The 23,999-nt window shown below is 70.9% G+C and carries 22 protein-coding genes; 10 read left to right on the forward strand and 12 right to left on the reverse strand.

All coding sequences use genetic code 11. The features are described from left to right. Positions 1 to 39 precede the first annotated feature (39 nt). Positions 40 to 1,761, reverse strand: a complete 1,722-nt coding sequence (leuA, locus tag ACWD26_RS24775; protein ID WP_451273510.1) for a 2-isopropylmalate synthase — start codon at positions 1,759 to 1,761, stop codon at positions 40 to 42. Between the two features lie 399 nt (positions 1,762 to 2,160). Between leuA and ACWD26_RS24780 the strand changes: the two genes are divergently transcribed. The 5 genes from ACWD26_RS24780 (at position 2,161) to ACWD26_RS24800 (ending at position 8,338) form a co-directional block, all read left to right on the forward strand. Next, on the forward strand, positions 2,161 to 3,231 hold the full coding sequence (locus ACWD26_RS24780) for a M4 family metallopeptidase (RefSeq protein ID WP_451273512.1): 1,071 nt from the start codon (positions 2,161 to 2,163) through the stop codon (positions 3,229 to 3,231). Positions 3,232 to 3,251: 20 nt separating this feature from the next. Next, positions 3,252 to 3,518, forward strand: coding sequence for a protealysin inhibitor emfourin (locus tag ACWD26_RS24785; protein WP_451273514.1), 267 nt, complete (start codon positions 3,252 to 3,254; stop codon positions 3,516 to 3,518). Positions 3,519 to 3,606: 88 nt separating this feature from the next. Further along, positions 3,607 to 4,932: a GH1 family beta-glucosidase gene (locus tag ACWD26_RS24790; RefSeq protein WP_451273516.1), complete on the forward strand. Its 1,326-nt coding sequence runs from the start codon at positions 3,607 to 3,609 to the stop codon at positions 4,930 to 4,932. Further along, complete coding sequence (locus ACWD26_RS24795) at positions 4,929 to 6,182, forward strand: MFS transporter (protein ID WP_451273518.1); 1,254 nt, start codon at positions 4,929 to 4,931, stop codon at positions 6,180 to 6,182. The genes ACWD26_RS24790 and ACWD26_RS24795 overlap by 4 nt, the downstream gene beginning before the upstream one ends. Positions 6,183 to 6,397: 215 nt before the next feature. Then, entirely contained in the window at positions 6,398 to 8,338 is a 1,941-nt protein-coding gene (locus ACWD26_RS24800) for a protein-arginine deiminase domain-containing protein (protein WP_451273520.1), read from the forward strand. A gap of 69 nt (positions 8,339 to 8,407) precedes the next feature. On the opposite strand, the gene ACWD26_RS24805 is transcribed toward ACWD26_RS24800, so the two are convergent. Together ACWD26_RS24805 and era are read right to left on the reverse strand one after the other, a co-directional pair. Then, a complete protein-coding gene (locus tag ACWD26_RS24805) occupies positions 8,408 to 9,127 on the reverse strand; it encodes a bleomycin resistance protein (protein ID WP_451273522.1) in 720 nt (239 codons plus the stop codon). Positions 9,128 to 9,205: 78 nt separating this feature from the next. Continuing rightward, complete coding sequence (gene era, locus ACWD26_RS24810; protein ID WP_451273524.1) at positions 9,206 to 10,168, reverse strand: GTPase Era; 963 nt, start codon at positions 10,166 to 10,168, stop codon at positions 9,206 to 9,208. A gap of 268 nt (positions 10,169 to 10,436) precedes the next feature. Here era and ACWD26_RS24815 point away from each other — a divergent pair, with 268 nt between their 5' ends. Beyond that, the gene (locus tag ACWD26_RS24815) at positions 10,437 to 10,775 is read left to right on the forward strand and encodes a P-II family nitrogen regulator (RefSeq protein WP_451273526.1); all 339 of its coding nucleotides are present in this window, start codon (positions 10,437 to 10,439) and stop codon (positions 10,773 to 10,775) included. Positions 10,776 to 10,841: 66 nt separating this feature from the next. On the opposite strand, the gene ACWD26_RS24820 is transcribed toward ACWD26_RS24815, so the two are convergent. Continuing rightward, positions 10,842 to 11,318 (reverse strand): hypothetical protein, encoded by a 477-nt coding sequence (locus tag ACWD26_RS24820; RefSeq protein WP_451273528.1) that lies wholly within the window; start codon positions 11,316 to 11,318, stop codon positions 10,842 to 10,844. A gap of 427 nt (positions 11,319 to 11,745) precedes the next feature. On the opposite strand from ACWD26_RS24820, the gene ACWD26_RS24825 reads away from it, so the two are divergent. Then, on the forward strand, positions 11,746 to 13,320 hold the full coding sequence (locus ACWD26_RS24825) for an oxidoreductase (RefSeq protein ID WP_451273530.1): 1,575 nt from the start codon (positions 11,746 to 11,748) through the stop codon (positions 13,318 to 13,320). A 13-nt stretch (positions 13,321 to 13,333) separates the two neighbouring features. On the opposite strand, the gene ACWD26_RS24830 is transcribed toward ACWD26_RS24825, so the two are convergent. Genes ACWD26_RS24830 through ACWD26_RS24850 form a run of 5 tightly spaced genes read right to left on the reverse strand, consistent with a single transcriptional unit; the run spans position 13,334 to position 16,978 of the window. Beyond that, on the reverse strand, positions 13,334 to 13,687 hold the full coding sequence (locus ACWD26_RS24830) for a cytidine deaminase (RefSeq protein ID WP_451273532.1): 354 nt from the start codon (positions 13,685 to 13,687) through the stop codon (positions 13,334 to 13,336). Positions 13,688 to 13,735: 48 nt separating this feature from the next. Beyond that, positions 13,736 to 14,095, reverse strand: a complete 360-nt coding sequence (locus ACWD26_RS24835; RefSeq protein WP_451273534.1) for an MmcQ/YjbR family DNA-binding protein — start codon at positions 14,093 to 14,095, stop codon at positions 13,736 to 13,738. Then, entirely contained in the window at positions 14,092 to 15,399 is a 1,308-nt protein-coding gene (locus ACWD26_RS24840) for a hemolysin family protein (protein WP_451273536.1), read from the reverse strand. The genes ACWD26_RS24835 and ACWD26_RS24840 overlap by 4 nt, the downstream gene beginning before the upstream one ends. Then, positions 15,396 to 15,893: an rRNA maturation RNase YbeY gene (gene ybeY, locus ACWD26_RS24845; protein ID WP_451273538.1), complete on the reverse strand. Its 498-nt coding sequence runs from the start codon at positions 15,891 to 15,893 to the stop codon at positions 15,396 to 15,398. Before ybeY ends, ACWD26_RS24840 begins: the two co-directional genes overlap by 4 nt. A 14-nt stretch (positions 15,894 to 15,907) precedes the next feature. Beyond that, positions 15,908 to 16,978: a PhoH family protein gene (locus ACWD26_RS24850; protein WP_451273540.1), complete on the reverse strand. Its 1,071-nt coding sequence runs from the start codon at positions 16,976 to 16,978 to the stop codon at positions 15,908 to 15,910. Between the two features lie 305 nt (positions 16,979 to 17,283). On the opposite strand from ACWD26_RS24850, the gene ACWD26_RS24855 reads away from it, so the two are divergent. From ACWD26_RS24855 to ACWD26_RS24865, 3 genes are all read left to right on the forward strand, one after another. Continuing rightward, the gene (locus ACWD26_RS24855; RefSeq protein ID WP_451273542.1) at positions 17,284 to 18,585 is read left to right on the forward strand and encodes a glucarate dehydratase family protein; all 1,302 of its coding nucleotides are present in this window, start codon (positions 17,284 to 17,286) and stop codon (positions 18,583 to 18,585) included. 228 nt (positions 18,586 to 18,813) lie between these two features. After that, positions 18,814 to 19,926 carry a carbohydrate kinase family protein gene (locus tag ACWD26_RS24860; protein ID WP_451273544.1) on the forward strand — a complete coding sequence of 371 codons (1,113 nt, stop codon included), beginning with the start codon at positions 18,814 to 18,816 and terminating at the stop codon, positions 19,924 to 19,926. A gap of 373 nt (positions 19,927 to 20,299) precedes the next feature. Then, the gene (locus tag ACWD26_RS24865) at positions 20,300 to 21,523 is read left to right on the forward strand and encodes an MFS transporter (protein ID WP_451273546.1); all 1,224 of its coding nucleotides are present in this window, start codon (positions 20,300 to 20,302) and stop codon (positions 21,521 to 21,523) included. A 10-nt stretch (positions 21,524 to 21,533) separates the two neighbouring features. Here ACWD26_RS24865 and ACWD26_RS24870 read toward each other — a convergent pair whose 3' ends face one another. Genes ACWD26_RS24870 through ACWD26_RS24880 form a run of 3 tightly spaced genes read right to left on the reverse strand, consistent with a single transcriptional unit; the run spans position 21,534 to position 23,815 of the window. After that, the gene (locus tag ACWD26_RS24870; protein ID WP_451273548.1) at positions 21,534 to 22,526 is read right to left on the reverse strand and encodes an adenosine deaminase; all 993 of its coding nucleotides are present in this window, start codon (positions 22,524 to 22,526) and stop codon (positions 21,534 to 21,536) included. Positions 22,527 to 22,546: 20 nt separating this feature from the next. After that, positions 22,547 to 23,455, reverse strand: coding sequence for a ribonuclease Z (locus tag ACWD26_RS24875; RefSeq protein WP_451273550.1), 909 nt, complete (start codon positions 23,453 to 23,455; stop codon positions 22,547 to 22,549). A gap of 6 nt (positions 23,456 to 23,461) precedes the next feature. Beyond that, positions 23,462 to 23,815, reverse strand: coding sequence for an HIT domain-containing protein (locus ACWD26_RS24880; protein WP_451273552.1), 354 nt, complete (start codon positions 23,813 to 23,815; stop codon positions 23,462 to 23,464). Positions 23,816 to 23,999 lie beyond the last annotated feature (184 nt).

Raw genomic sequence — 23,999 nt, forward strand, 5'->3', positions numbered from 1 at the left:
ATCCGGCGAACGGGGCTTTCAAACCGCCGGTGAGGCTGGTCAGCGAGCCGCGCGGTTGACGGCGGAGACGACCGCCTTCAGCGACGCACGCGTCGTGTTCGCGTCGATACCGATGCCCCACAGGACCTTGTCCTCGATGGCGACCTCGATGTACGAGGCGGCCTGCGAAGAGGCGCCCTCGCTCATCGTGTGCTCCTGGTAGTCCAGCAGGCGGGCGTCGATACCGATGCCCTGCAGCGCGTGGAAGAACGCCGAGATCGGGCCGTTGCCGGTGCCGACCAGGGTGGTCTCCACGCCGTCGACCTCGGCCTCCACGGTCAGCGTGTCCACGCCGTCCTTGTCGGTCGTCGACTGGCCGCTCAGGACCTGGATGCGGCCCCACGGGTTCTCGGGGTTCGGCAGGTACTCGTCCTGGAAGACGCCCCAGATGTCGCCGCCGGTGACCTCGCCGCCCTCGGCGTCCGTCTTCGCCTGGATGATCTTCGAGAACTCGATCTGCATCCGGCGCGGCAGGTCCAGCTTGTGGTCGTTCTTCAGGACGTACGCGATACCGCCCTTGCCGGACTGCGAGTTGACCCGGATGACGGCCTCGTAGGAGCGACCGACGTCCTTCGGGTCGATCGGCAGGTAGGGAACGGCCCACTCGATGTCGTCGACCGTCTTGCCCTGCTCCTTCGCGGACGCCTCCATGGCGTCGAAGCCCTTCTTGATGGCGTCCTGGTGGGAGCCGGAGAAGGACGTGTAGACCAGGTCGCCCACGTACGGGTGGCGGGGGTGGACCTCCATCTGGTTGCAGTACTCCCACGTACGACGGATCTCGTCGATGTCGGAGAAGTCGATCTGCGGGTCGACGCCCTGGGAGAACAGGTTCATGCCCAGGGTGACCAGGTCGACGTTGCCGGTGCGCTCGCCCTGCCCGAACAGACAGCCCTCGACGCGGTCGGCGCCGGCCATCAGCGCCAGCTCGGCGGCGGCGACGGCGGTACCCCGGTCGTTGTGCGGGTGGACGGAGATGCAGACGTACTCGCGGCGGGACAGGTTGCGGCCCATCCACTCGAAGCGGTCCGCGTGCGTCGACGGCGTCGAACGCTCCACCGTGGCGGGCAGGTTGAGGATGATCTCGCGGCCCGGTCCGGGCTGGTAGACGTCCATCACCGCCTCGCAGACCTCCAGCGCGAAGTCCAGCTCGGTGTCGGTGAAGATCTCGGGGCTGTACTGGTACCCGAACTCGGTCTCGGGGCCCAGCAGCTTCTCCGCGTACTCCATGACCAGCCGCGTGCCGTCGACGGCGATCTGCTTGATCTGCTCCTTGGAGCCCCGGAACACCACCCGTCGGAAGACGGGGGCGGTGGCGTTGTACAGGTGCACGGTGGCGCGCTTGGCGCCCTTCAGGGACTCCACGGTCCGCTCGATCAGGTCCTCGCGGGCCTGGGTCAGTACGGAGATGGTGACGTCGTCGGGGATGGCCCCCGGCTCCTCGATGATCGACCGTACGAAGTCGAAGTCCGTCTGCCCGGACGCCGGGAAGCCGACCTCGATCTCCTTGTAGCCCATCTTGACCAGCTGGTCGAACATCCGGCGCTTGCGCTCGGGCGACATCGGGTCGATCAGGGACTGGTTGCCGTCGCGCAGGTCGGTGGAGAGCCAGCGGGGGGCGACGGTGATCCGGTTGTTCGGCCAGGTGCGGTCGGGGATGTCGACCTGCTCGTACTGCCCGTACTTGTGGATCGGCATGGACGTGGGCTGCTGGCGGTTCGCCATGATTGCGTGGGCTCCTCGATGGTCCGGAAAGGACGGCCGACGACGCAACGCCAAAGCACCGCGGGGAGGGGGTCGGCCTCGATTACAGGCCCTCGCCGCGGCAGCTAAGGAGAAGCAGCCCGAAACGCATGATGCGAAGCAGCGTAGCCGAGTCGTCCTCGGTGCGGGGGGCCGTATCAGTATGCGGGACCGGGGTGCCATAGCGGACAAAAGGTGCGCAAGGCCACACCGGGCACCATGAAGGGGCGCGGGGAACCGCGCGACCAGCCCCCATGCACGGCAAGCTCGACCCCAACCCTCAGTAACACGGCGACCACGAAACGCAACCCATACAGCCACATTTCACCAATCAAGGTTGCCTCTAGTGACACGCCCCTAACGGAGTGCAATCGTGCGGAGATGACCGCAAACGGGGGCCACGAGCCCGTCTTCTGCACCGTCGTCCCACCCCACGTCCTCGACAAGCTCTCCCAGGCCGAGGACCCGGCACTCGCCAACGCCGCGCGCAAGACCCTGGAGCGCGACGCCTTCGAGCGCACCCACCGCCGCCTGACCACGGTCATCGGCGCCCCCGCCATCGCCGCCCCCGCGGGCGCGGAAGCCGGAAAACCGCACCGCACGATCTACGACGCCCGCCACGGCACCGATCTGCCCGGCAGGAAGGTGCGCGGCGAGGGTGACGCGCCCGGCAAGGACGCCACGGTCAACCGGGCCTACGCGGGCCTCGGCGCGACCTTCGAGCTCTTCCTCAAGGCGTACGAGCGCGACTCGATCGACGGGAACGGGCTGCCGCTGGACGCGACCGTGCACTACGAGCGCGACTACAACAACGCCTTCTGGAACGGCGAGCAGATGGTGTTCGGCGACGGGGACGGGGAGATCTTCCTCGACTTCACCATCCCGATCGACGTCATCGGCCACGAACTCAGCCACGGCGTCACCCAGTACACGGCGAACCTGACGTACTTCGGCCAGCCGGGCGCCCTCAACGAGTCGATGTCGGACGTCTTCGGCGCCCTCATCAAGCAGTACACGCTCGGCCAGACCGCCGCCGAGGCGGACTGGCTGATCGGCGCCGGCCTGCTCGCCCCGCGCGTCACGGGCACGGCCCTGCGCTCGATGAAGGCCCCGGGCACGGCGTACGACGACGACGTCCTCGGCAAGGACCCGCAGCCGGCGACGATGGACGACTACGTCCGCACGGGCCGCGACAACGGCGGCGTCCACATCAACTCCGGCATCCCCAACCACGCGTTCTACCTCGCGGCCACTGCCCTCGGCGGCCATGCCTGGGAGCGGGCGGGCCAGATCTGGTACGACGTCCTCACCGGCGGCGAACTGAAGGAGCAGGCCCTGTTCGTCGACTTCGCCACCCTGACGGTGAAGGCGGCCAAGGACCGGTACGGGCAGGGCGACGAGCTGACGGCGGTGCTGAAGGCCTGGGAGCAGGTGGGCGTGCGGACGCTGTAGTTCCGTACTAGACATGACCCATGCGTATTCAAGTGCGGCGCACGGGCGGTTTCGCGGGCATCGAGCGGCATGCGGTGGTGGACACCGCCGGGCGGCCCGATGCCCGGGAGTGGCAGTCCCTGGCCGAACGCGCGCTCGCCGCCGGCCGGGGCTCGCCGCCGCTCGGGGTGCCGGACGGTTTCTCGTACGAGATCACGGTGGACGGCAGGACCGTGTACTGCGCGGACCCCCGGCTGACGGAGGAACAGCGGGAGCTGATCAGAAGGGTGCTCAAGGAAGGGGCGTGAGCCGCCCTCACACCGGCTCCGGGGTGCGTAACGGGCAGTTCGCCCTGGGGCGTTGACTTCCGTTACCAGTGGTACGGATGATCCGCCCATGGCGACGAACCCGATACCCCAGTTCCCGGCCGGCTTCCTGTGGGGCGTCTCGACCTCCGCGCATCAGATCGAGGGTGCCGTGGGTGAGCGCGAGCCCTCCGTGTGGGACGCCTTCTCGGCCGGGACGGGCCACATCAAGGACGGCTCGACGGCGGCGGTGGCCTGCGACCACTTCCACCGCTACCCCGAGGACGTGGCCCTGCTGCGCGACCTGGGCGTGGGTGCGTACCGCTTCTCGATCTCCTGGCCCCGGGTCAACACACCGGGCGGCCTGGACTTCTACGACCGTCTGGTGGACGAGCTGGCCGGCGCGGGCGTACGCCCCGTCCCGACCCTCTTCCACTGGGATCTGCCGTCGTCGCTGGAGGAGGCCGGCGGCTGGCTGAACCGGGACACCGCCGAGCGGTTCGCCGAGTACGTCGCCGTCGTGGCCGCCCGGCTCGGCGACCGCGTCGGCAAGTGGATCACCCTCAACGAGCCCGCCGAGCACACCCTGCTGGGCCATGCCCTCGGCACCCACGCGCCGGGCAAGCAGCTGATGTTCGACGCGCTCCCGGCCGCCCACCACCAGCTGTTGGGCCACGGCCTGGCCGTACGGGCGCTGCGTGCGGCCGGAGTCACGGACATCGGCATCGCCAACTCGCACGGGCCGACGTGGGCCGCGTCGCAGGAGCAGGCGGACGTGGAGGCGGCGGGCTTCTACGACCTGCTGCTGAACCGACTGTTCGCGGAACCGGTGCTGCTGGGCGAGTACCCGGAGGGGATCGGCGAGTTGATGCCGGGCACGGACATCGACTCCGACCTGAAGGTCATCTCCGAGCCGATCGACTGGTACGGCATCAACTACTACGCCCCGACCCGCGTGGGTGCGCCCGAGGGCACGGACATCGAGTTCGGCGGTGTCACGATCCCCGCCGAACTCCCCTTCACCGTCAAGCAGATCGAGAACGTCCCGACCACCGACTTCGGCTGGCCGGTCGTCCCCGAGGGCCTCACCGAGCTCCTCACCGACTTCCACGCCCGCTACGGCGACCGTCTGCCGCCCGTCGTCATCACCGAGAACGGCTGCTCCTACGAGGGCGTCGACGACCAGGAGCGCATCGCCTACCTGGACGGCCATGTGCGCGCACTGCACGCGGCGTCGGAGGCGGGCGTGGACATCCGCGGCTACTTCGTGTGGTCCCTGCTCGACAACTTCGAGTGGGCGGAGGGCTACGCTCGGCGGTTCGGCCTGGTCCACGTGGACTTCGAGTCGCTGGAGCGGACCCCGAAGGCGTCGTACGCCTGGTACCGGGACCTGCTGCGGGCGCAGAACCGAGGATGACGACGGCACGGACGACGGACGCCCTCGCCGAGCCCGTCGAGCCGGTCGGCGGGGGCTGGACCTCGGCCCTGGCGCTGGCCAACGGGGCGATCTGGGTGGGCTGGTACGGCCCGTTGCAGATCCTGCTGGCCTCGCAGGCGGAGGACTTCGCGCCCGGCTCCGGAATGTCGAAGGAGACGGTGCTGGCGTGGGTGACCGGTGCCGGGGCGGTCGTCTCGTTGCTGGCCACGCCGCTGTTCGGGGCGCTGTCGGACCGTACGACGTCCCGCCGGGGCCGCCGTACGCCGTGGATCGTGGCGGGGTCGGCCGGCGGGGCGGTGTCGCTGCTGCTGCTCGCGGGCGCGGGCGGGCTGTGGACCATGGTGGCCGGCTGGTGTCTGGTGCAGCTCACCCTGAACGCGTCCTGGGCGGCGGTCACCGCGGCGGTCCCGGATCAGGTGCCGCGTCTCCAACGGGGCTCCGTGGGCGGCTGGTTGGGGGCGGCGCAGATCCTGGGCGTGGTCGGCGGCACCGGGCTGGCGACGCTGGGCGGGGGTGTCGGCGCGGGGTACGCGGCGTGTGCGGTGTTCACGCTGGTGGGCGTGCTGCCGTACGTGCTGGCCCACCGGGACCCGCCGCTGCCGGCGGTGGCCCGCCCGGAGTGGTCGTGGCGGGGGTTCCTGGCGGGCTTCTGGCTGAGCCCGCGGCGCCATCCGGACTTCGCGTGGGCCTGGCTGACGCGCTTCCTGATCAATCTGGGCAACAGCGTCGGCCTGCTCTACCTGCTGTTCTACCTGCGGGACCGGGTCGGGTATCCCGATCCGGAGCAGGGCGTGCTGATCCTCACGGTGGTGAACGCCTCGACGCTGCTGGCGACGGTGGTGGTCTCCGGGATGTGGTCGGACCGGGTGGGGCGGCGCAAGCCGTTCGTGTACTGGTCGGGGCTGCTGATGGCGGGCGCGACCGGCCTCATCGCCCTCTGGCCGACCTGGCCCGGCGCGCTCGCCGCCTCGGCCCTGCTCGGCCTGGGCTTCGGTGTGTTCACGTCGGTCGACTTCGCCCTCATGACCGATGTGCTGCCGAAGGCCCTCGACCGGGGCAAGGACCTGGGTGTCATCAACGTGGCCAACTCCCTGCCCCAGGTGGCCGCTCCGGTGCTGGCGGCGCCGATCGTGACGCATCTCGGCGGCTACCGGACGCTGTACCTGGTGGCGGCGGTGATCGGGCTGGCGGGGGCGGTGTTCGTGGGGCGGATTCGCGGCGTGGAGTAGATCGCGCGCCCGCCCGTGGCGTGGATGACGCACCCGCCCGTCGCCGTTCACATCCCGCGTGCGGCAGATCACGTCTTTCACAGGAGGCGCACAGACAACGGATCCGCGCTGTCATCCGTCTTCAGTGCTGACCACGCTCGCCGCCGAAGGGACGCTCTGTGCCTACGCGTTCAACCAGACCATTCCGAACCCGCCCCGCACGGCAGGCGATAGCCGTGCTGGCGGTGTCCGGCACGCTCCTCGCGACGCCCTCGCTGGCGCTGCCCTCGGCGTTCGCGGCCGGGGCGCCCCCGACCGATCTGCGGGTGGACACCAACCGCGACGGCAAGGTCGATGTCACCGGCACCACCGACACCTCCGGCGAGAACGGCTGGACCGTCGCCCGCGGCGCCCTGATGCTGCCCAACATCGACGACGACACCCGCCGTTGCCCGGCCACCGGCCCCAACGGCAAGCGCCTCACGGACGCCCAGCTGGCCGCCTGCAACGACGCCTCCGACTCGAAGGTGAACGGCACCGCCGACGCCGCCGACCTCGCCCGCGTACGGTCCGTACCGATGAAGAGCGCGCCCGCCGGCGCACAGGGCAGCGTGAAGGTCACGGCGGGCGCCAAGCAGACGCGTGTGTTCGTCAAGCGGGGCAAGAAGTGGGAGCCGGTCACGGCCAAGACCCGGCTGTCGCGGGCCGAGTTGAAGGCCGGTGTGGAGTTCGGCGTGGAGGCCAAGGACGTCGTCCGGGACACCGCGAAGTGGGACGGGACGGCCCGGGTCCGGCTGACCGTGAAGTCCTCCAAGGGCACCACCGCCGACTCGGTCACCCTGCGCGTCGCCCCGCTCCTCACCCACCACCACCTGCAGAACGCCCAGCAGTTGCTGGTCACCAAGATCTCCGGCGGCAACTACGGCAAGCTCAACGCCGCCTTCCGCAAGGGCCTGGACCAAGCTGCCAAGGACGCCGGCATCACCCGGCCGACGGTGAACTTCACCAAGTACGGGGACATCTGGGCGCAGGACTTCGTCGAGCCCGCGTACGTCAGCATGACCGGCGCGGACGGCAAGCGGCAGGCGATGCGCGTGATGCTGCGCTCCGCCCAGCTGGACCGCGAGTCCGGCCGGGAGCTGTTCGAGAAGATGCGCGGCCCGAACATCGGTGCCGTGCAGGTGACAGGCGCCAAGGACTCGGAGGAGTGGACGCTCAACTCCATGGGCAACCTGGAGACCATTCCGCCGTTCGCGCACGGTGGGCGCTCGTTCCCGGCGGGCCGGATCATCATGGGCCAGCGCCCGGACGTCGGCTCCAAGCCGGCGAAGGTGATGCGGACGTTCCTGAAGTCCCAGGGCATGCAGGACCCGCTGTTCCTCGACACGTCCTGGCTGCACGTGGGCCATGTCGACGAGTTCGTGCAGTTCCTGCCCGCCGACACCCCGCGCGGCTGGAAGATCGCGGTCGCCGACCCCGAGGCGGGGCTCCAGCTGCTGCGTGACGCGAAGGCCGCCGGTCACGGTTCGACGAAGATGTTCTCCCGGAAGCTCGGCCCCACGGAGACCATCGCCAAGGCCCTCGCCTCCAAGACCCTGGTCTCCGACAACAACCTCGCCACCCGCAAGATCGAGGCCAACCTCGCGGTGCTCCAGCGCGAGACGGGCGTCACGGACGCCGAGGTCGTCCGCGTCCCGGCCCTCTACACCCAGGGCACGGAGCAGGTGGGCGAGACGCAGTCGGGCGGCGACGGCAAGACCCGCCTCCCCCGTCTGACCCGCCTCGGCGCCGGCGCCGAACTCCCGGACGTGGCGCGGGACTACGGCCAGCAGCGCCGGCTCGACGAGACGACGGCGGGCCAGGGTGCGAAGGGCCGGGAGGGCTTCGGGGCGGCTTCCCCCGCGGCGCCCGCGCCGCCGGTGATGACCAGCGCGTACGTTCCCGGCGCGGTCAACGGCGTCGTCCTCAGCCGCACGAACTACCTGGCGCCGCGCCAGTGGGGCCCGGTCATCGGCGGCAAGGACATCTTCACCGAGGCGGTGACGGCCGCGTACACGAGTGCCGGCATGAAGGTGTCTTACCTGGACGACTGGGAGACGTACCACCTCGGCATGGGCGAGATCCACTGCGGCACGAACACCCTGCGGAACACCTCCGCGGCCTGGTGGACGCGCTGACACCGGCCACCGCCGGACCCTGCACGACATGACGGCCGCCGCCCCGGAGATCCGGGGCGGCGGCTTTTCTCATGCCTGCTCCCGGCCCCGCAGGTCCTCCAGCCGTAGGAGGCTGTCCCGGACCTGTTCCCGCTCCTCGTCGGTGAGGGGTACCGCCCCGGCGCGCCGGATCGCGTCCGCCGCCGCCTCCTCGTCGCCCGTCCGCACGGCGACGTCGGCGCGCAGCACGAGCAGCCGTACCTGCTGTGACGCCGTGGGGGCCGGTTCGCCCTCCCCGGGCCGGAGCACCCGGTCGATGACCTTCGCCGCGGCGGCCGGGTCCTCCCGGGAGTCCGCCAACAGGGACGCGTGGTGCAGGGCCCGCGCGTAGGTCTCCTTCGGGGCGGGCCGGTGGCTCTGGTCCTCGCTCGTCGGCTGCCCCACCCGTACACAGTTGCCGCCCGGGTCGGTCATCAGGAACTGCCGCATGCCGTACGACATGTCCTTCAGCGGCCCGATGCGTGGCAGCCCCCGTGTCGGCACCCGCCCGTACGCCTGCTTGAGCCCGGCCCGGAACGCGGCGTACAGGCCGTCGACGTCGTCCGTGACCACGTAGCAGGTACTGACCGAGGCGGCCGGCTCGTACCCCTTCAGCCCGAAGAACTGCAGCTCGATGCCGCCCCGCTCCACCACGGCGTACGGGTTGGGGCTGCGCTGCTGGAAGGTGATCTCGAAGCCGAGGGCCGCGTAGAAGTCGAGGAGCGGCCGGAGGCTCGGACACGGAAGGATCGGAATCGTCTTCTCGCCCATACCTCAACGCTAGTCAAACTTGACCAGGGTGCGCGACCGGTTAAACGGCCGTGCTCGGCTCAGAGTCTCGCCGCCCCCTCAGAACCCCAGCTTCCGCAGCTGCCGAGGATCGCGCTGCCAGTCCTTGGCCACCTTCACATGGAGGTCGAGGAAGACCGGCGTGCCCAGCAGCGCCTCGATCTGCTTCCGCGACTTGATGCCGACCTCCTTCAGGCGCTTGCCCTTGGGGCCGATGATGATGCCCTTCTGACTGGGGCGCTCGATGTAGACGAAGGCGTGGATGTCGAGGAGGGGCCTGTCGGCGGGGCGGTCCTCGCGGGGGAGCATCTCCTCGACGACGACGGCGATGGAGTGCGGGAGCTCGTCGCGGACGCCCTCCAGGGCCGCCTCACGGATCAGCTCGGCGATCATGACCTGCTCGGGCTCGTCGGTGAGGTCGCCCTCGGGATAGAGGGCCGGGCCCTCCGGGAGGAGCGGGACGAGCAGGTCGGCCAGCAGGTCCACCTGCTTGTCGGCGACCGCCGAGACGGGCACGATCTCGGCCCACTCGAAGCCCAGCTCCTTGCCGAGCTGGTCGATCGCGATCAGCTGCTCGGCGAGCGCCTTGCTGTCGACGAGGTCGGTCTTGGTGACGATCGCGATCTTCGGCGTCTTCTTGATGGACGCCAGTTCCTTGGCGATGAAGCGGTCACCGGGGCCGAGCTTCTCGTTCGCCGGGAGACAGAAGCCGATCACGTCGACCTCGGCCCACGTCGTACGCACGACGTCGTTCAGGCGTTCGCCCAGCAGCGTGCGCGGCTTGTGGAGGCCGGGGGTGTCGACCAGGATGAGCTGGGCGTCCGGGCGGTGCACGATGCCCCGTACCGTGTGCCGCGTCGTCTGCGGCTGGTTCGCGGTGATCGCCACCTTCTGGCCGACCAGAGCGTTCGTGAGGGTGGACTTGCCCGCGTTGGGGCGGCCCACGAAGCAGGCGAAGCCGGCGCGGTGGGCGGCCTCGGCCGGCTTCTCGGATGACTGGGTACGAACGCTCATGGCGCCCATTGTCCCTGATCGCCGAAGCCCCGCCGCACCCACCACGGAACGTGAGCGTTCCGCAACGGCGCGGCCGCCGGCCCGGTCGCCGTCACGCCCTCGCGACCCGGTCGGCCGAGGGCCGCGGACGAGGACCACGGGCACGCCGGTCTCGGCCTTACGGTCCCACGCCGAGACGGCATACGATCACGGCGTCCTGGGCCACGGTGCCCGGGCACCTCGCCCATCTCATCCGTCTCGTCCACCGTCCCCCCACGCAGAAGGCCAAGGCCCAGGCATGAAGCTCATCACCGCGATCGTCAAGCCGTACCGCCTCGACGCGGTCAAGACCGCTCTGCAGGAGGCGGGCGTGGACGGTCTGACCGTCAGCGAGGCCAGCGGCTACGGCCGGCAGCGCGGCCACACCGAGGTGTACCGCGGTGCCGAGTACCAGGTCGACCTCGTCCCCAAGGTCCGCATCGAGATCGTCGTCGAGGACGCCGACGCCGACGCCGTCATCGAGACGATCGTCAAGGCCGCGCAGACCGGGAAGATCGGCGACGGCAAGGTGTGGGCGGTGCCGGTGGAGACGGTCGTACGGGTGCGGACGGGCGAGCGGGGTCCCGACGCGCTCTGAGACACAGGGCCGGGGTGCGGGGTGGTGCCGCCGGACGGCACCACCCCTCGTTCAGGAGCTCTCGGCTCAGTCGAAGACGAACGGCCCCGGCGACTGCGGTCCGCTCGCCGTGCAGCTCACGGTGATGCCGAAGACCACCATCTGCAGGGAGCCGCCGTACGCCTCCAGGCTGTCACCGGGGGCGACGGTACCGGTGAGCGGACCGACGACCATGCCGTCACCGGCGGCCAGGGCCGGGTTCTCGGTGCCGGTGAAGGACGTCGTGCCGCCGCTCGCCTTCACGAAGGTGAGCGTGGACTGGATGGAGTCCTCGGCGAGGGCGATCGGGGCGGTGATCTCCTCGGAGGAGAGGGTGACCGTGGCGGTCGTCCCGCTCTGCGTGGCCGTGAGCGTGGCCGCGCCGGAGCCGCCGATGGTGCAGCTGGCGTTGATGGTCGCGGTGTCCGGGGTGACGGCCGAGGCGGTCGGGGCGAACGCGAGGCCGGTGACGGCCAGCGTCCCTGCCGCGAGCGCCGAGCCGACTCCGAGTCGTATGCGTTTCATGGAGCGAATTCCCTTCCCTGGTACGGGATGCGCACGAGGCCTGGGGAAACCTCGTACGGCCCGGTACGGGCGTTGCCATGTGGGGGCGGTGCAATGCGCGGCCGCGCGGCGGAATATGACGGTCCGCCAAGAGAACGGCTCCATTGAGGCGTGAGCGGCCCGAGATTGCAAGAGCTGTTCCGGGGGTTGCGCCAAGGGTCGGCGAAAGTGGCCGAAGCCGATCGCCGGGGGTGCGGACCCACTCGCCGGCAGGGTCGGGACGGTGAGGCGATCTGTCCCGCGCCGCGCGGTTTCGCCGGTAGCCCGGCCCGGATGTCCACTCGCCCGCGCAAGATTTTCACGCAGCTCGGAGGGCTGTTACCGGCCGTAACACTACGCCGCGAGCGACACCCGGCACCGCACGGTCGAAGATCACTACCCTGTACGGGTGCTCACTTACGACGAGTTGACGGGGCCGGAGCGTGAGCTGTGGGACGCGTTTCCGGAAGGGCGGCGGGTCGATCTGCGGACAGGGTCGCCGGAGGAGGACCGGGTCACCGGGGGCGGGGAGTGGGGACCGCGGCGGACGGTGCGGGCGGCGGTGATCGCGGCGCTGCTGCTCGGCTCCAACGCCGCTCAGCGGCCCGGCGCGGTCGGCTCGCTCTCTCTCGCCGGGGCGCGGATCTCCGGCCGTCTCGACCTGGCCGGTGCCCGGATCGAGCACCCCCTCTGGCTGGAGGAGTGCTGGTTCGAGCAGGAGGTGAACCTCTACGGGGCGGAGACGCGGACGGTCGCGATCATGGGCAGCCGGGTGCCCAGGCTGGAGGCCGGGTCGAGCCGGATCGGGGGACGTCTCGATCTGCTCGGCACCCAGGTGGAAGCAGGGCCGGCCTCCTCCCCCTTCCATCGCGAGAGCACCGCCCTGTCCCTGGTCAACGCCCATGTGACCGGCGGCATCATGCTGAACAGGGCCCGGCTGATCGCCCCCGACGGGTGGGCGATGTCCGCCGGTGGCCTGGTCGTCGAAGGAGGCCTCTTCTGCCGGCGCGGATTCGTCGCCGACGGTGAAGTCCGGCTGCTGGGCGCCCAGCTGCCCGGCGGGTTGTTCCTGCGGGGAGCCCGCCTGGAACGGCCCGGCCCGCACGGGGTGACCCTCGCCCTGGACAACGCCGTCGCCCAGACGGTCGACTGCTCCGGCGGGTTCGTCTCCAACGGCACCGTCCGCCTGCGTGGCGCCCAGATCACGGACAACCTGTCCTTCGAGGGCGCCGTCCTGAACGGAACACCCGACGACGGCGAGGGCACCGGCCCGGCCCTGGTGGCCATGCTCATGCAGGCCGCCGACTTCGACTTCGCCCTGGCCCGGCGGCCGACGGGAGCGGTGGATCTGCGGGGCGCCCAGGTGTCGTACCTCCACGAGGGCGCACACAGCTGGCCGGAGGTCGTGGAGCTGGACGGCTTCGTCTACGGCTCGATCAAGACCGCGGACGTGGAGGGCGAGCGGCGGGAGGCGGTGGGCGGCCCGGCGGCGGTGGCCCGCCGTATGGAGTGGGTACAGCGCAGTCCGGGCTACAGCCCACAGCCGTATGAGCAGTTGGCGGCCTGGTACCGCAAGGTCGGGCACGACGACGACGCCCGCCGGGTGCTCCTGGCCAAGCAGCGCCACCGGCGCCGCACCCTCTCCCCGATGGCCCGCGCCTGGGGCCACCTCCTCGACGCGACCGTCGGCTACGGCTACCGCCCCTGGCTGGCCGGCGTCTGGCTGCTCACCCTGACGCTGCTGGGCACCCTCGTCTTCGACGCCCACACCCCCACGCCGGTGAAACCGGGCGAGGGCGCCCCCTTCCAGCCCCTCGTCTACACCCTCGACCTCCTTATCCCCATCGGCGGCCTGGGCCAGCGCACGGCCTGGTACTGGACAGACCCCACCCCCCAGTGGCTGGCCTACGCCCTGATCGCCTTCGGCTGGATCCTGACGACAGCGGTCATCGCGGGGGTGACACGGACCCTGCAGAAGAACTGACCCGCAGAGGGGGTCAGCCCGCCGTCACCGTCACCCGCACCGCCCCGTCCGGGCCCGCCACCAGTACCGGCGTCCCGGGGCCGCCCAGGTCCCGTACGGCGGCCCGGTCCTCGTCCGGCAGGGTCTCCGCGTCGGTCACCACGGCCGCCGCCTCCAGGGACTTGGCGCCGGACGCCACCGCCATGGCGACGGCCGTGCGCAGCGCGCTGAGCCGCAGGGAGTCGAGGGCCACGGTCCCGGCGACATACGTACGGCCCGTCTCGTCCCGTACGGCCGCCCCCTCGGGCACAGCGTTGCGGGCCCGCGCGGAACGGGCCAGGGTGACGATCTTGCGGTCCTCGGGGTCAAGCGCGCTGGTGTCGGTCATGGGCCGAGCATACGGAGACGCGTGCGGCCCACCACCGCACGGGGTGCGTCACGCCCGGTCGAGCCGAAGCCGTTCGGCCCGTGGCAGACCGGCCACCACCAGGTCGTACGAGTCCTCGATCAGCTCCTTGACCAGGCGGTCCGGGAGATGGCCGTCGAGCGTCACGGTGTTCCAATGGCGCTTGTTCATGTGGTAGCCGGGGGCGATCAGGCCGGGGTGCTCGGTGCGGAGCCGGACCGCGTCCTCGGGGTCGCACTTGAGGTTGACCTTCAGCGGCCGCTGCTCCGTCCAGCTCAGCGCGAACATCTTGCCGAGAACCTTGAAGACGGAGATCTCGGGGCGGAAGGGGAAATCCTCGACGGCCTCGTTGAAGGAGAGGCAGAAGGCACGCAGCTCCTGAGGGGTCACTCGGACTTCGTCTCCTCCTCCGGCGGCTCGGCGGGGCCGATCGGCTCCACCAGCACCGTGACGATCTTGTTCCGACGGCCGGCGGCGGCCTCCGCCGTGAGGCGCAGTTCGCGCTCGTCGGGGAGGGCGACGACCGAGGAGGCGCCGGCGATGGGGACGCGGCCCAGGGCCTTGGCGAGGAGGCCGCCCACGGTCTCCACGTCCTCGTCGTCGTAGGCGCCGAGCCCGTACAGCTCGCCGAGGTCGGTGATGTCGAGGCGGGCGGTGACCCGGTAGCGGTCGTCGCCCAGCTCCTCCACCGGCGGCAGCTCACGGTCGTACTCGTCGGTGATCTCGCCGACGATCTCCTCCAGGATGTCCTCGATGGTGACGATGCCGGCGGTGCCGCCGTACTCGTCGATGACGACGGCGACGTGGTTGCGCTCCTGCTGCATCTCGCGCAGCAGATCGCCGGCGTTCTTGGTGTCCGGGACGAAGACGGCCGGGCGCATGGCCGTGGACACCAGTTCGTTCTCGGCGTCCCGGCTGATGTGTGTCTTGCGGGCCAGGTCCTTCAGGTACACGATCCCGACGATGTCGTCCTCGCTCTCGCCGGTGACCGGTATGCGCGAGAAGCCGGACCGCAGGGCGAGGGTGAGGGCCTGACGGATGGTCTTGTAACGCTCGATGGCGACCAGGTCGGTGCGCGGGACCATCACCTCGCGGACGAGGGTGTCGCCCAGCTCGAAGACCGAGTGCACCATACGGCGCTCCTCGGCCTCGATCAGGGACTCCTTCTCGGCGAGGTCGACCAGCGCGCGCAGCTCGGCCTCGGAGGCGAAGGGGCCGCGCCGGAAGCCCTTGCCGGGCGTGAGCGCGTTACCGATGAGGATCAGGAGGGACGGGATGGGACCCATGATCCGGGCCAGGGGCAGCAGGACGTACGCCGCCGCCGTGGCCGTGCTCAAGGGGTGCTGGCGGCCGATGGTGCGCGGGGAGACGCCGACGGCCACGTAACTGACGAGAACCATGACGCCGATGGCGACGGCCAGGGCCTCCCAGGTCGCGTCGAACTCCTTCAGGCAGGCGTAGGTGACCAGCGCGGCGGCGGCCATCTCGCAGGCCACGCGCACGAGCAGCGCGACGTTCAGGTAGCGGGTCGGGTCGGCCGCGATCTGGGCGAGCCCCGCGCTTCCGCGCCGCCCGGACCGTACGGCCTCCTCGGCGCGGAAGCTGGAGACCCGCGCGAGGCCCGCCTCCGCGCAGGCGAAGAGCCAGGCCACGACGACCAGGGCGACGGCGCCTGAGATGAGGGTCGCGCTCATGACACGGTCGGTGCCGGGGAGGGGCCGGTGATGCCCTTCTCCGCGCGCCAGCCGTCCACGATGGCGGCCTGCAGGCCGAACATCTCGGCCTTCTCGTCCGGCTCCTCGTGGTCGTAGCCGAGCAGGTGCAGCACTCCGTGGACGGTGAGGAGCTGGAGCTCCTCGTCCATGGAGTGCTGCGTCTCCGCTTCCTTGCCCTGCTTCTCGGCGACCTCGGGGCACAGCACGATGTCGCCGAGCAGACCCTGCGGCGGCTCGTCGTCGTCCTTCGACGGCGGGCGCAGCTCGTCCATCGGGAAGGACATGACATCGGTGGGCCCGGGGAGGTCCATCCACTGGATGTGCAGCTGCTCCATGGCGTCGGCGTCCACGACGATCACCGAGAGCTCGGAGAGGGGGTGGATGCGCATCCGCGTCAGCGCGTAGCGGGCGATGTCGAGGATCGCCTGCTCGTCGACCTCGGTTCCGGACTCGTTGTTGACGTCGATCGACATGGTGCTGTGCTTGTCTACTTCCCCTTGTGCCCGGCCTTGCCCCGGCCGCCCTTGTGCGTGCCGTTCTCCGTGCCGTGCGTGGTGTCGTACTTCTCGTACGCGTCGACGATACGGCCGACGAGCTTGTGCCGTACGACATCCTGCGAGGACAGCCGGGAGAAGTGCACGTCGTCCAGGCCCTCCAGGATGTCCTGGACCTGGCGCAGACCGGACTTCGTGCCGTTGGGCAGGTCGACCTGGGTCACGTCACCGGTGATGACGATCTTCGAGTCGAAGCCGAGGCGGGTGAGGAACATCTTCATCTGCTCGGGCGAGGTGTTCTGGGCCTCGTCGAGGATGATGAAGGCGTCGTTCAGCGTACGGCCACGCATGTACGCCAGCGGCGCGACCTCGATCGTCCCGGCGGCCATCAGCCTGGGGATCGAGTCGGGGTCGAGCATGTCGTGCAGCGCGTCGTACAGCGGGCGCAGATAGGGGTCGATCTTCTCGTAGAGGGTGCCGGGGAGGAAGCCCAGGCGCTCTCCGGCCTCGACCGCCGGGCGGGTCAGGATGATGCGGTTGACCAGCTTGGACTGCAGGGCCTGGACGGCCTTGGCCATGGCCAGGTAGGTCTTGCCGGTGCCGGCCGGGCCGATGCCGAAGACGATGGTGTGCTTGTCGATGGCGTCGACGTACCGCTTCTGGTTGAGCGTCTTGGGGCGGATCGTGCGGCCACGCGAGGACAGGATGTTCTGTGTCAGCACCTCGGCCGGGGTCTCCTGGCCGTCGCTCTTCCCGTTCTCGCTCGCCCTCAGCATGGCGATCGAGCGTTCCACCGCATCCTCCGTCATCGGCTGTCCGGTGCGGAGCACCAGCATCATCTCGTCGAACAGGCGCTGGACGAGAGCGACTTCGGGGGCGTCGCCGACCGCGCTGATCTCATTGCCCCGGACATGGATGTCGACCGCCGGGAAGGCCTTTTCGATCACGCGCAGGAGAGAGTCGCCGGAACCCAGCACGGTCACCATGGGGTGCGCCGCGGGGACGGTGAACTGTGCTCTCGCCTTGCCCTGCGCGGGGGTGTGAGCTGTGGGTGTCTGAGTCATGGGCCGGCTCTGTAGGCCGCGGTTCCTCCTCGAAGCGGTGTCGCTGCGCTTGCCTCCCAGGGTACGACGCGGGGGTGACAGTGCCGTAGGGCTTTTACCGGGGAGGGCTCGGTGCCGCGTGTGGTTGCCGGGCTGCGGGTCGTGTGGGGGTTCGCGCGGTTCCCCGCGCCCCTAAGGAGGCCTTCGGCCCCTTCGATTGACGTGGGGTGTTCATGTATCTAGCCTCCATTTTCATACATGGATAGCGTTTGCCTAACCGACCTCGCCGCCACCGCCCCTGTCGTCCCGACCGTGGGAGCCGCCCCGTGCCAGCGACCCGTGACCTGACCATCACCGAGGTCCGGCTGACCCCGATCCTGGTCGCCGACCCTCCGCTGCTGAACACGCAGGGGGTGCACCAGCCGTACACGCCCCGGCTGATCGTGGAGGTCGTGACCGCCGACGGGATCACGGGTGTCGGCGAGACGTACGGCGACACCAAGTACCTGGAGCTGGCCCGGCCGTTCGCCCAGAAGCTGGTGGGCCGTACGGTCAGCGATCTGAACGGGCTGTTCGTCCTGGCCGACGAGGTGGCTGTGGACGGGTCCCGGGTGTCCGGGCAGGTCGACGTGGGCGGGCTGCGCGGCGTCCAGACCGCCGACAAGCTGCGGCTGTCGGTCGTGTCGGGGTTCGAGGTCGCCTGTCTCGACGCGCTGGGCAAGGCGCTGGGGCTGCCCGTGCACGCGCTGCTCGGCGGCAAGGTGCGGGACGCCGTGGAGTACAGCGCCTATCTCTTCTACAAGTGGGCGGACCATCCCGCGGGGGTCGCCGGCGAGAAGGACGACTGGGGGGCGGCCCTGGACCCGGCCGGGGTCGTGGAGCAGGCCCGGACGTTCAAGGAGCGGTACGGGTTCACGTCGTTCAAGCTCAAGGGGGGTGTCTTCCCGCCGGAGGAGGAGATCGCGGCGATCCGTGCGCTGGCCGAGGCGTTCCCCGGGCATCCGCTGCGGCTGGACCCCAACGGGGCCTGGTCCGTGGAGACCTCGTTGAAGGTCGCGGACGAGCTGGCCGACGTCCTCGAGTATCTGGAGGACCCGGCGCTCGGTACGCCCGCGATGGCCGAGGTCGCCGCGCGCACGGAGGTGCCGCTCGCCACCAACATGTGCGTGACGACCTTCGCGGAGATCGAGGAGGCGTTCACCAAGGGTGCCGTCCAGGTCGTCCTCTCCGACCACCACTACTGGGGCGGGCTGCGCAACACGCGCGAACTGGCCGCCGTCTGCCGGACCTTCGGTGTCGGGGTGTCCATGCACTCCAACACCCACCTGGGGATCAGCCTCGCCGCGATGACACACGTGGCGTCCACGGTCCCCGGCCTCCACCATGCCTGCGACTCCCACTACCCCTGGCAGTCCGAGGACGTCCTCACCTCGCGTCTCACCTTCGAGAACGGGGCGGTACGGGTGTCGGACGCCCCGGGCCTCGGGGTCGAACTGGACCGGGACAAGCTGGGGTTCCTGCATCGGCGGTGGCTGGACGACGACGGTTCACTGAGGGACCGCGACGACGCGGCGGCGATGCGGGTGGCGGAGCCGGGGTGGGTGACGCCGTCCGTGCCTCGCTGGTGACACGGGGACGTTCTTCAGCAAGAAGCACGGGGCGCAGCCCCTGCTTCTTGAGGGGCGCGGGGAACTGTGCGAACAACCCCCACCCACCCGCACCCGCCAAAACCCCTCCCGCCCCGAGCCGGCACGCGAAAGGGCGGGGTCGAAGGGGCGGCAGCCCCTTGGGACGCCGCCCCACGCGGAGCGTTTGGTGCAGACTGGCTAGATCCGCACCACGCCAGGGAGCACATCGTGACCGCGTTCAAAGGGGAGCGACCGAACCACCGGCCCCAGGTCGACCCGCTGAGGGACCTGAGAGCGGCTGGTGACCCGCCCTGGGACGTGTATCTGACGGGCACCGTCTTCCTGGACATCATCTTCACCGGGCTCGACTCCGCCCCGGTGCGCGGGACCGAGTCCTGGGCGCGCGGGATGGGGTCGAGCCCCGGCGGTGTGGCGAACATGGCCACCGCCCTGGCCCGCCTCGGCCTGAGAACGTCCCTCGCGGCGGCCTTCGGGGACGACCACTACGGCGAGTACTGCTGGGACGCCCTGGAGCAGGGCGAGGGCATCGACCTCTCCACCTCCCGCACGGTCCTCGGCTGGCACTCCCCGGTCACCGTCTCCATGGCCTACGAGGGCGAGCGCACGATGGTCTCCCACGGGCACGAGGCACCCCCGGAGGAGTCCGCGCCGCAGTGCCCGCCCCACGCGCGCGCCGCCGTCGCCTCCCTCACACCCGGGGTACGCGCCCCCTGGATCGCGCAGGCCGCGCGCAAGGGCACCCGGATCTTCGCGGACGTCGGCTGGGACGAGACCGGCGCCTGGGACCTGGCCGGGCTCGCCGATCTCGCCCACTGCGAGGCGTTCCTGCCCAACGCGGCGGAGGCGATGCGGTACACCGGCGCCGAGTGCCCCCGGGCCGCCGCCCACGCCCTCACCGACCATGTCCCGACGGCCGTGGTGACGTTGGGCGCGGAGGGCGCGTACGCCGTGGACGGCCGGACCGGTGAGACTGCGGAGGTGCCGGCCATCGCCGTGGAGGCCATGGACCCCACGGGCGCGGGTGATGTGTTCGTCGCCGGCTTCGTCACCGGCACGCTGGCGGACTGGCCGTTGGCGGACCGGCTGGCCTTCGCGGGTCTGACCGCCGCGCTGTCCGTCCAGGAGTTCGGCGGCTCCCTCTCCGCCCCCGGCTGGTCCGAGATCGCCGCGTGGTGGCGCCGGGTGCAGTCCGTGGAACGCCAGGACCCCGCCGCCCTGCGCCGGTACGCCTTCCTGGAGGACCTCCTCCCGAAGGAACACGTCAGCCCCTGGCCCCTGCGCCGGGCCGTCCCCACGATCGGCTTCCGCCGCTCAGCCTGAGGCCGGGCGCCCAGTAGCTCGGGGGTGCCTGTTCGTAGGCGGCTGCGGGTGGTTCGTGGTTGCTCGCGCAGTTCCCCGCGCCCCTGAAAACCAGGGGCTGCGCCCCGTGCTTCCAGGCCCGCAGGGCCTGGTCCTTCAGGGGCGCGGGGAACTGCGCGAGAAGCCCCACGCACCCGCATCCGACGACGCGCCCTGGCGCCCCAAGGTGCTCCTCAGCGCGCTCTCAACCCACCCCCAAAAGCCACTCGTTTACCCGCTAATCCCCACCCCAAACGCGCCGTGATACAAATTCTCCGCGCGTCCCTGTCCGTCGACAGCCAGCCGCCCAATCCCCCCTTTGTCGAGCCGCACCTTCGCACGCCCAGGAACGCCCGTGTCCCCCCGCACCACCACCCCGCCGTGGCCCCTCGTGGCCCTTTTCACGGCCGGGTATCTCGCCGCGTACCTCCTGCCCACCACGGTCGGCAGACTCGACGCCGCCCTCCCCCTCACCACCACCGAGGCAGGCGCCATCGGCAGTGCCCTGCTGCTGGGTTCGGCCACGGCGGGCTTCACGCTCGCCGCCCAGGTGGAGCGCGTCGGCCCCCGCCGCCTCGCCCGCGCGGGCCTGCTGCTCGCCGCCGTCGGCTACGGCACCGCCGCGCTCGTCTCCGCCCTCCCCGCCGTGGTCGTGGGCGTGGTCGTCGGCGGCTTCGGCTCCGGTACGGCGACCGCCGTGGCCGCGACCGGGATCGCCGCACAGCGCGACCCGCACCGGGCGTCGACGCTGGGCCTGTTGAGCGTCTCGGCGCTGGCCGGCGCGCTGTATCTGACGATCCCCCGGCTGGGCCCGGGCCACGGCCTCCCACTGGGCGCCCTCGCCCTCACGGCCCTGCTCACCCTGCCCGCGACCACAGGCCTCGCCGCCCCGGTGGCCACGGCCCACGTCACCCGGGAACGGGGTCCGCTCCCCCACCCCCGTTACGGCCTCACCCTCGCCGTCACGCTGCTCCTGTGGTCCCTGGCCCAGAACTCCCTGTGGGGCGTCAGCGGCCGTATCGGCACCACCCAGGCCGGACTCACCGAGGTCACCGTCGGCGCGGTCTTCGCCACGGCGCTCGGCGCGGGGCTGCTCGGGGTGATCGGGGCGAGTGCGCTGGGCGCGCGCTTCGGCCGCGCGCTCCCCATCGGCGGCGGCACCGCCCTCATCGCCGGCTGCATCGCGCTCAGCGCCACCGCGACCGACCTGACGACCTTCGCGACGGGCGAGATCGCCTGGAACACCCTCTACCCGGTCGTCCTGTCGTACCTCATCGGCCTCGCCGCCGCACTCGACCCACGCGGCCGCTGGGCGGTCCTCGTCGGCTCCGCGTCCTCGCTCGGCACGGCCGCCGGCCCCCTGACCGGGAGCCTGCTCTCCACCCACGCCGGCTACCCGGCGATGGGCGCGATCCTGGCCGTGGGCCTCCTCGTCATCACGGCCCCCCTGACCTGGGTGGCCCTGCGCACGCCCACGGCCACCACGGAACACGCCCGCTACCGGGAGCAGGAGCAGGGCCAGGCCCAGGCCCAGGCCCGGACGACCGCCGAGCAGCCCCAGTACGGCCCGGCGGCCTGAGGGCCTTCGCTCACCCGAAGTCGTACGCGTCCACCTCGGCGAGACAGCGGGCCCGCCGCTCCTCGTCGTGTTCCAGGAACGAGGCCGTGAAGGAGTTGCGGGCCAGCTCCCGCAGCCGGTCCTCGCTCAGGCCGAGGGTGCGGCGTACGGCGTCGAAGTTGTCGCCGGCGTACCCGCCGAAGTAGGCGGGGTCGTCGGAGTTGACGGTGCACAGCAGGCCCGCGTCGAGCATGGCGGGCAGGGGGTGGTCGGCGAGCGTGTCGACGGTCCGCAGCCGGACGTTCGACAGCGGACACAGCGTCAGCGGGATCCGCTCCCGCACCAGCCGCTCGACGAGAGCCGGGTCCTCCAGGCACCGCAGCCCGTGGTCGACCCGCTCCACGCCGAGGATGTCGAGGGCCTCGGTGATGTACTCCGGCGGCCCCTCCTCCCCCGCGTGCGCGACGCGCCGCAGGCCCAGTGCGGCGGCGGCCTCGTACACCTCACGGAACTTGACCGGCGGGTGGCCGACCTCGGCGGAGTCCAGTCCGATCCCGACGATCCGGTCGAGGTACGGCTTCGCGGCCTCCAGGGTGTCGAGGGCGGACGCCGCGGACTCGTCCCGCAGGAAGCAGAGGATCAGCTGGGTGGAGATCCCGTGCGTCTCCTCGCTCCTCCCGAGCGCCCGCCACAGCCCCTCGACGACCGTCCCCATCCCCACGCCCCGCGCGATATGGGCCTGCGGATCGAAGAAGATCTCCGCGTGCCGTACGCCCTGGGCGGCGGCGCGGGCGAGATAGGCGTCGGCGAGGTCCGCGAAGTCCTGCTCGGTGCGCAGGACGGCCATCAGCTCGTAGTAGAGGTTCAGAAAGGACTGCAGGTCCTCGAACTCGTACGCCTTGCGGAGCTCGTCCGTGTCCGCGTACGGCAGCGAGACCCCGTTGCGGGCGGCCAGCGCGAAGGCCAGCTCCGGCTCCAGGGTTCCTTCGATGTGCAGGTGCAGTTCAGCTTTGGGGAGGGACATCAAGGCATCGTACGGCTGCTCTACCGCCGTTTCGGAAGCGCCACCCTCATCAGGTCGTGCGCCACGGACAGCTCCCCCTCGAACCCGGCGGCCCTGGCCTGCCGTTCGAACTCCTCCGGCTCGGAGTAGCGCTGACTGAAGTGGGTGAGGACGAGATGCCGTACGCCGCAGTCACGGGCGACCGAGGCGGCCTGACCGGCCGTCAAATGACCATGGCCGACGGCGAGTTCGATGTCCTCATTCAGGAACGTGGACTCGATGACGAGCATGTCGGCCGCGTCGGCGAGGGCGTAGACCCCGTCGCACAACCGAGTGTCCATGACGAACGCGAACCGCTGCCCGCGCCGCACCTCGCTCACGTCGTCGAGCGAGACGTCCCCGATCGCTCCTTCTCGCTGTATCCGCCCGATGTCCGGCCCCTTGATCCCGCGCTCGGCGAGCAGTTCGGGCAGCATCCGCCGCCCGTCGGGCTCGACGAGCCGGTACCCGTACGACTCGACGGGATGCGAGAGCTTCCGCGCGTCGAGCGTGTACGAGGGGGTCGCGGCCAGCGCCCCGCCCTCCCCGTCGACCGGCGCCTGGATCAACTGGACCGTCTCCCGGTACGCGGTGGCGTACCGCAGCCGGTCGAAGAACCGCTGCCCGGAACGCGGGTAGTGGGCCGTGACGTCGTGCGGGACCCGGTCGAGGTTGATCCGCTGGATGACACCGGCGAGGCCCAGCGAGTGGTCCCCGTGGAAGTGGGTGACGCATATGCGGTTCAGGTCGTGTGCGGCGACCCCGGCGCGCAGCATCTGCCGCTGGGTGCCCTCGCCCGGGTCGAAGAGCAGCCCCTGGCCGTCCCAGCGCAGCAGATAGCCGTTGTGGTTGCGGTGCCGGGTCGGGACCTGGCTGGCGGTGCCGAGGACCACCAGTTCACGTACGGACACGGCTCGTCACCCGGGGGGCCACTGCAGGCCGCGGCCGCCGACGACGTGGGCGTGCGCGTGGAAGACGGTCTGGCCGGCGCCGGTGCCGGTGTTGAAGACGATGCGGTAGCTCTCCAGCTTGTCCTCGTCGGCGACGGCCTGCGTCTCGCGGAGGACGTCGGCGGCGAGTTCCGGGGCGGCGGTGGCGAGTGCGGCGGCGTCCGCGTAGTGGGCCTTCGGGATGACCAGGACGTGCGTCGGCGCCTGCGGGTTGATGTCCCTGAACGCGACCGTCGTCTCCGTCTCCCTCACGATGGTGGCCGGCACATGCCCCGCCACGATCTTGCAGAACAGACAGTCGTCCTGCGGCTCCCCAGCCATCCCTTGCCTCCCAGCCACCGGTGATCCTCTTCTACCTGGGCATGCTATCGAGCGATCTCCGCCCCCGCCGCCCCTACCCGTCCCATCCCCAGGGGCTGCGCGCCCCTTCGACCCCCGTCAAAGACTCGGGGCTCCGCCCCGGACCCCGTTCGCGCCCGGGCCCCCCCCCCCCAAAAGGGGGCGG

It is taken from the genome of Streptomyces sp. NPDC002787 (genome assembly GCF_053592095.1).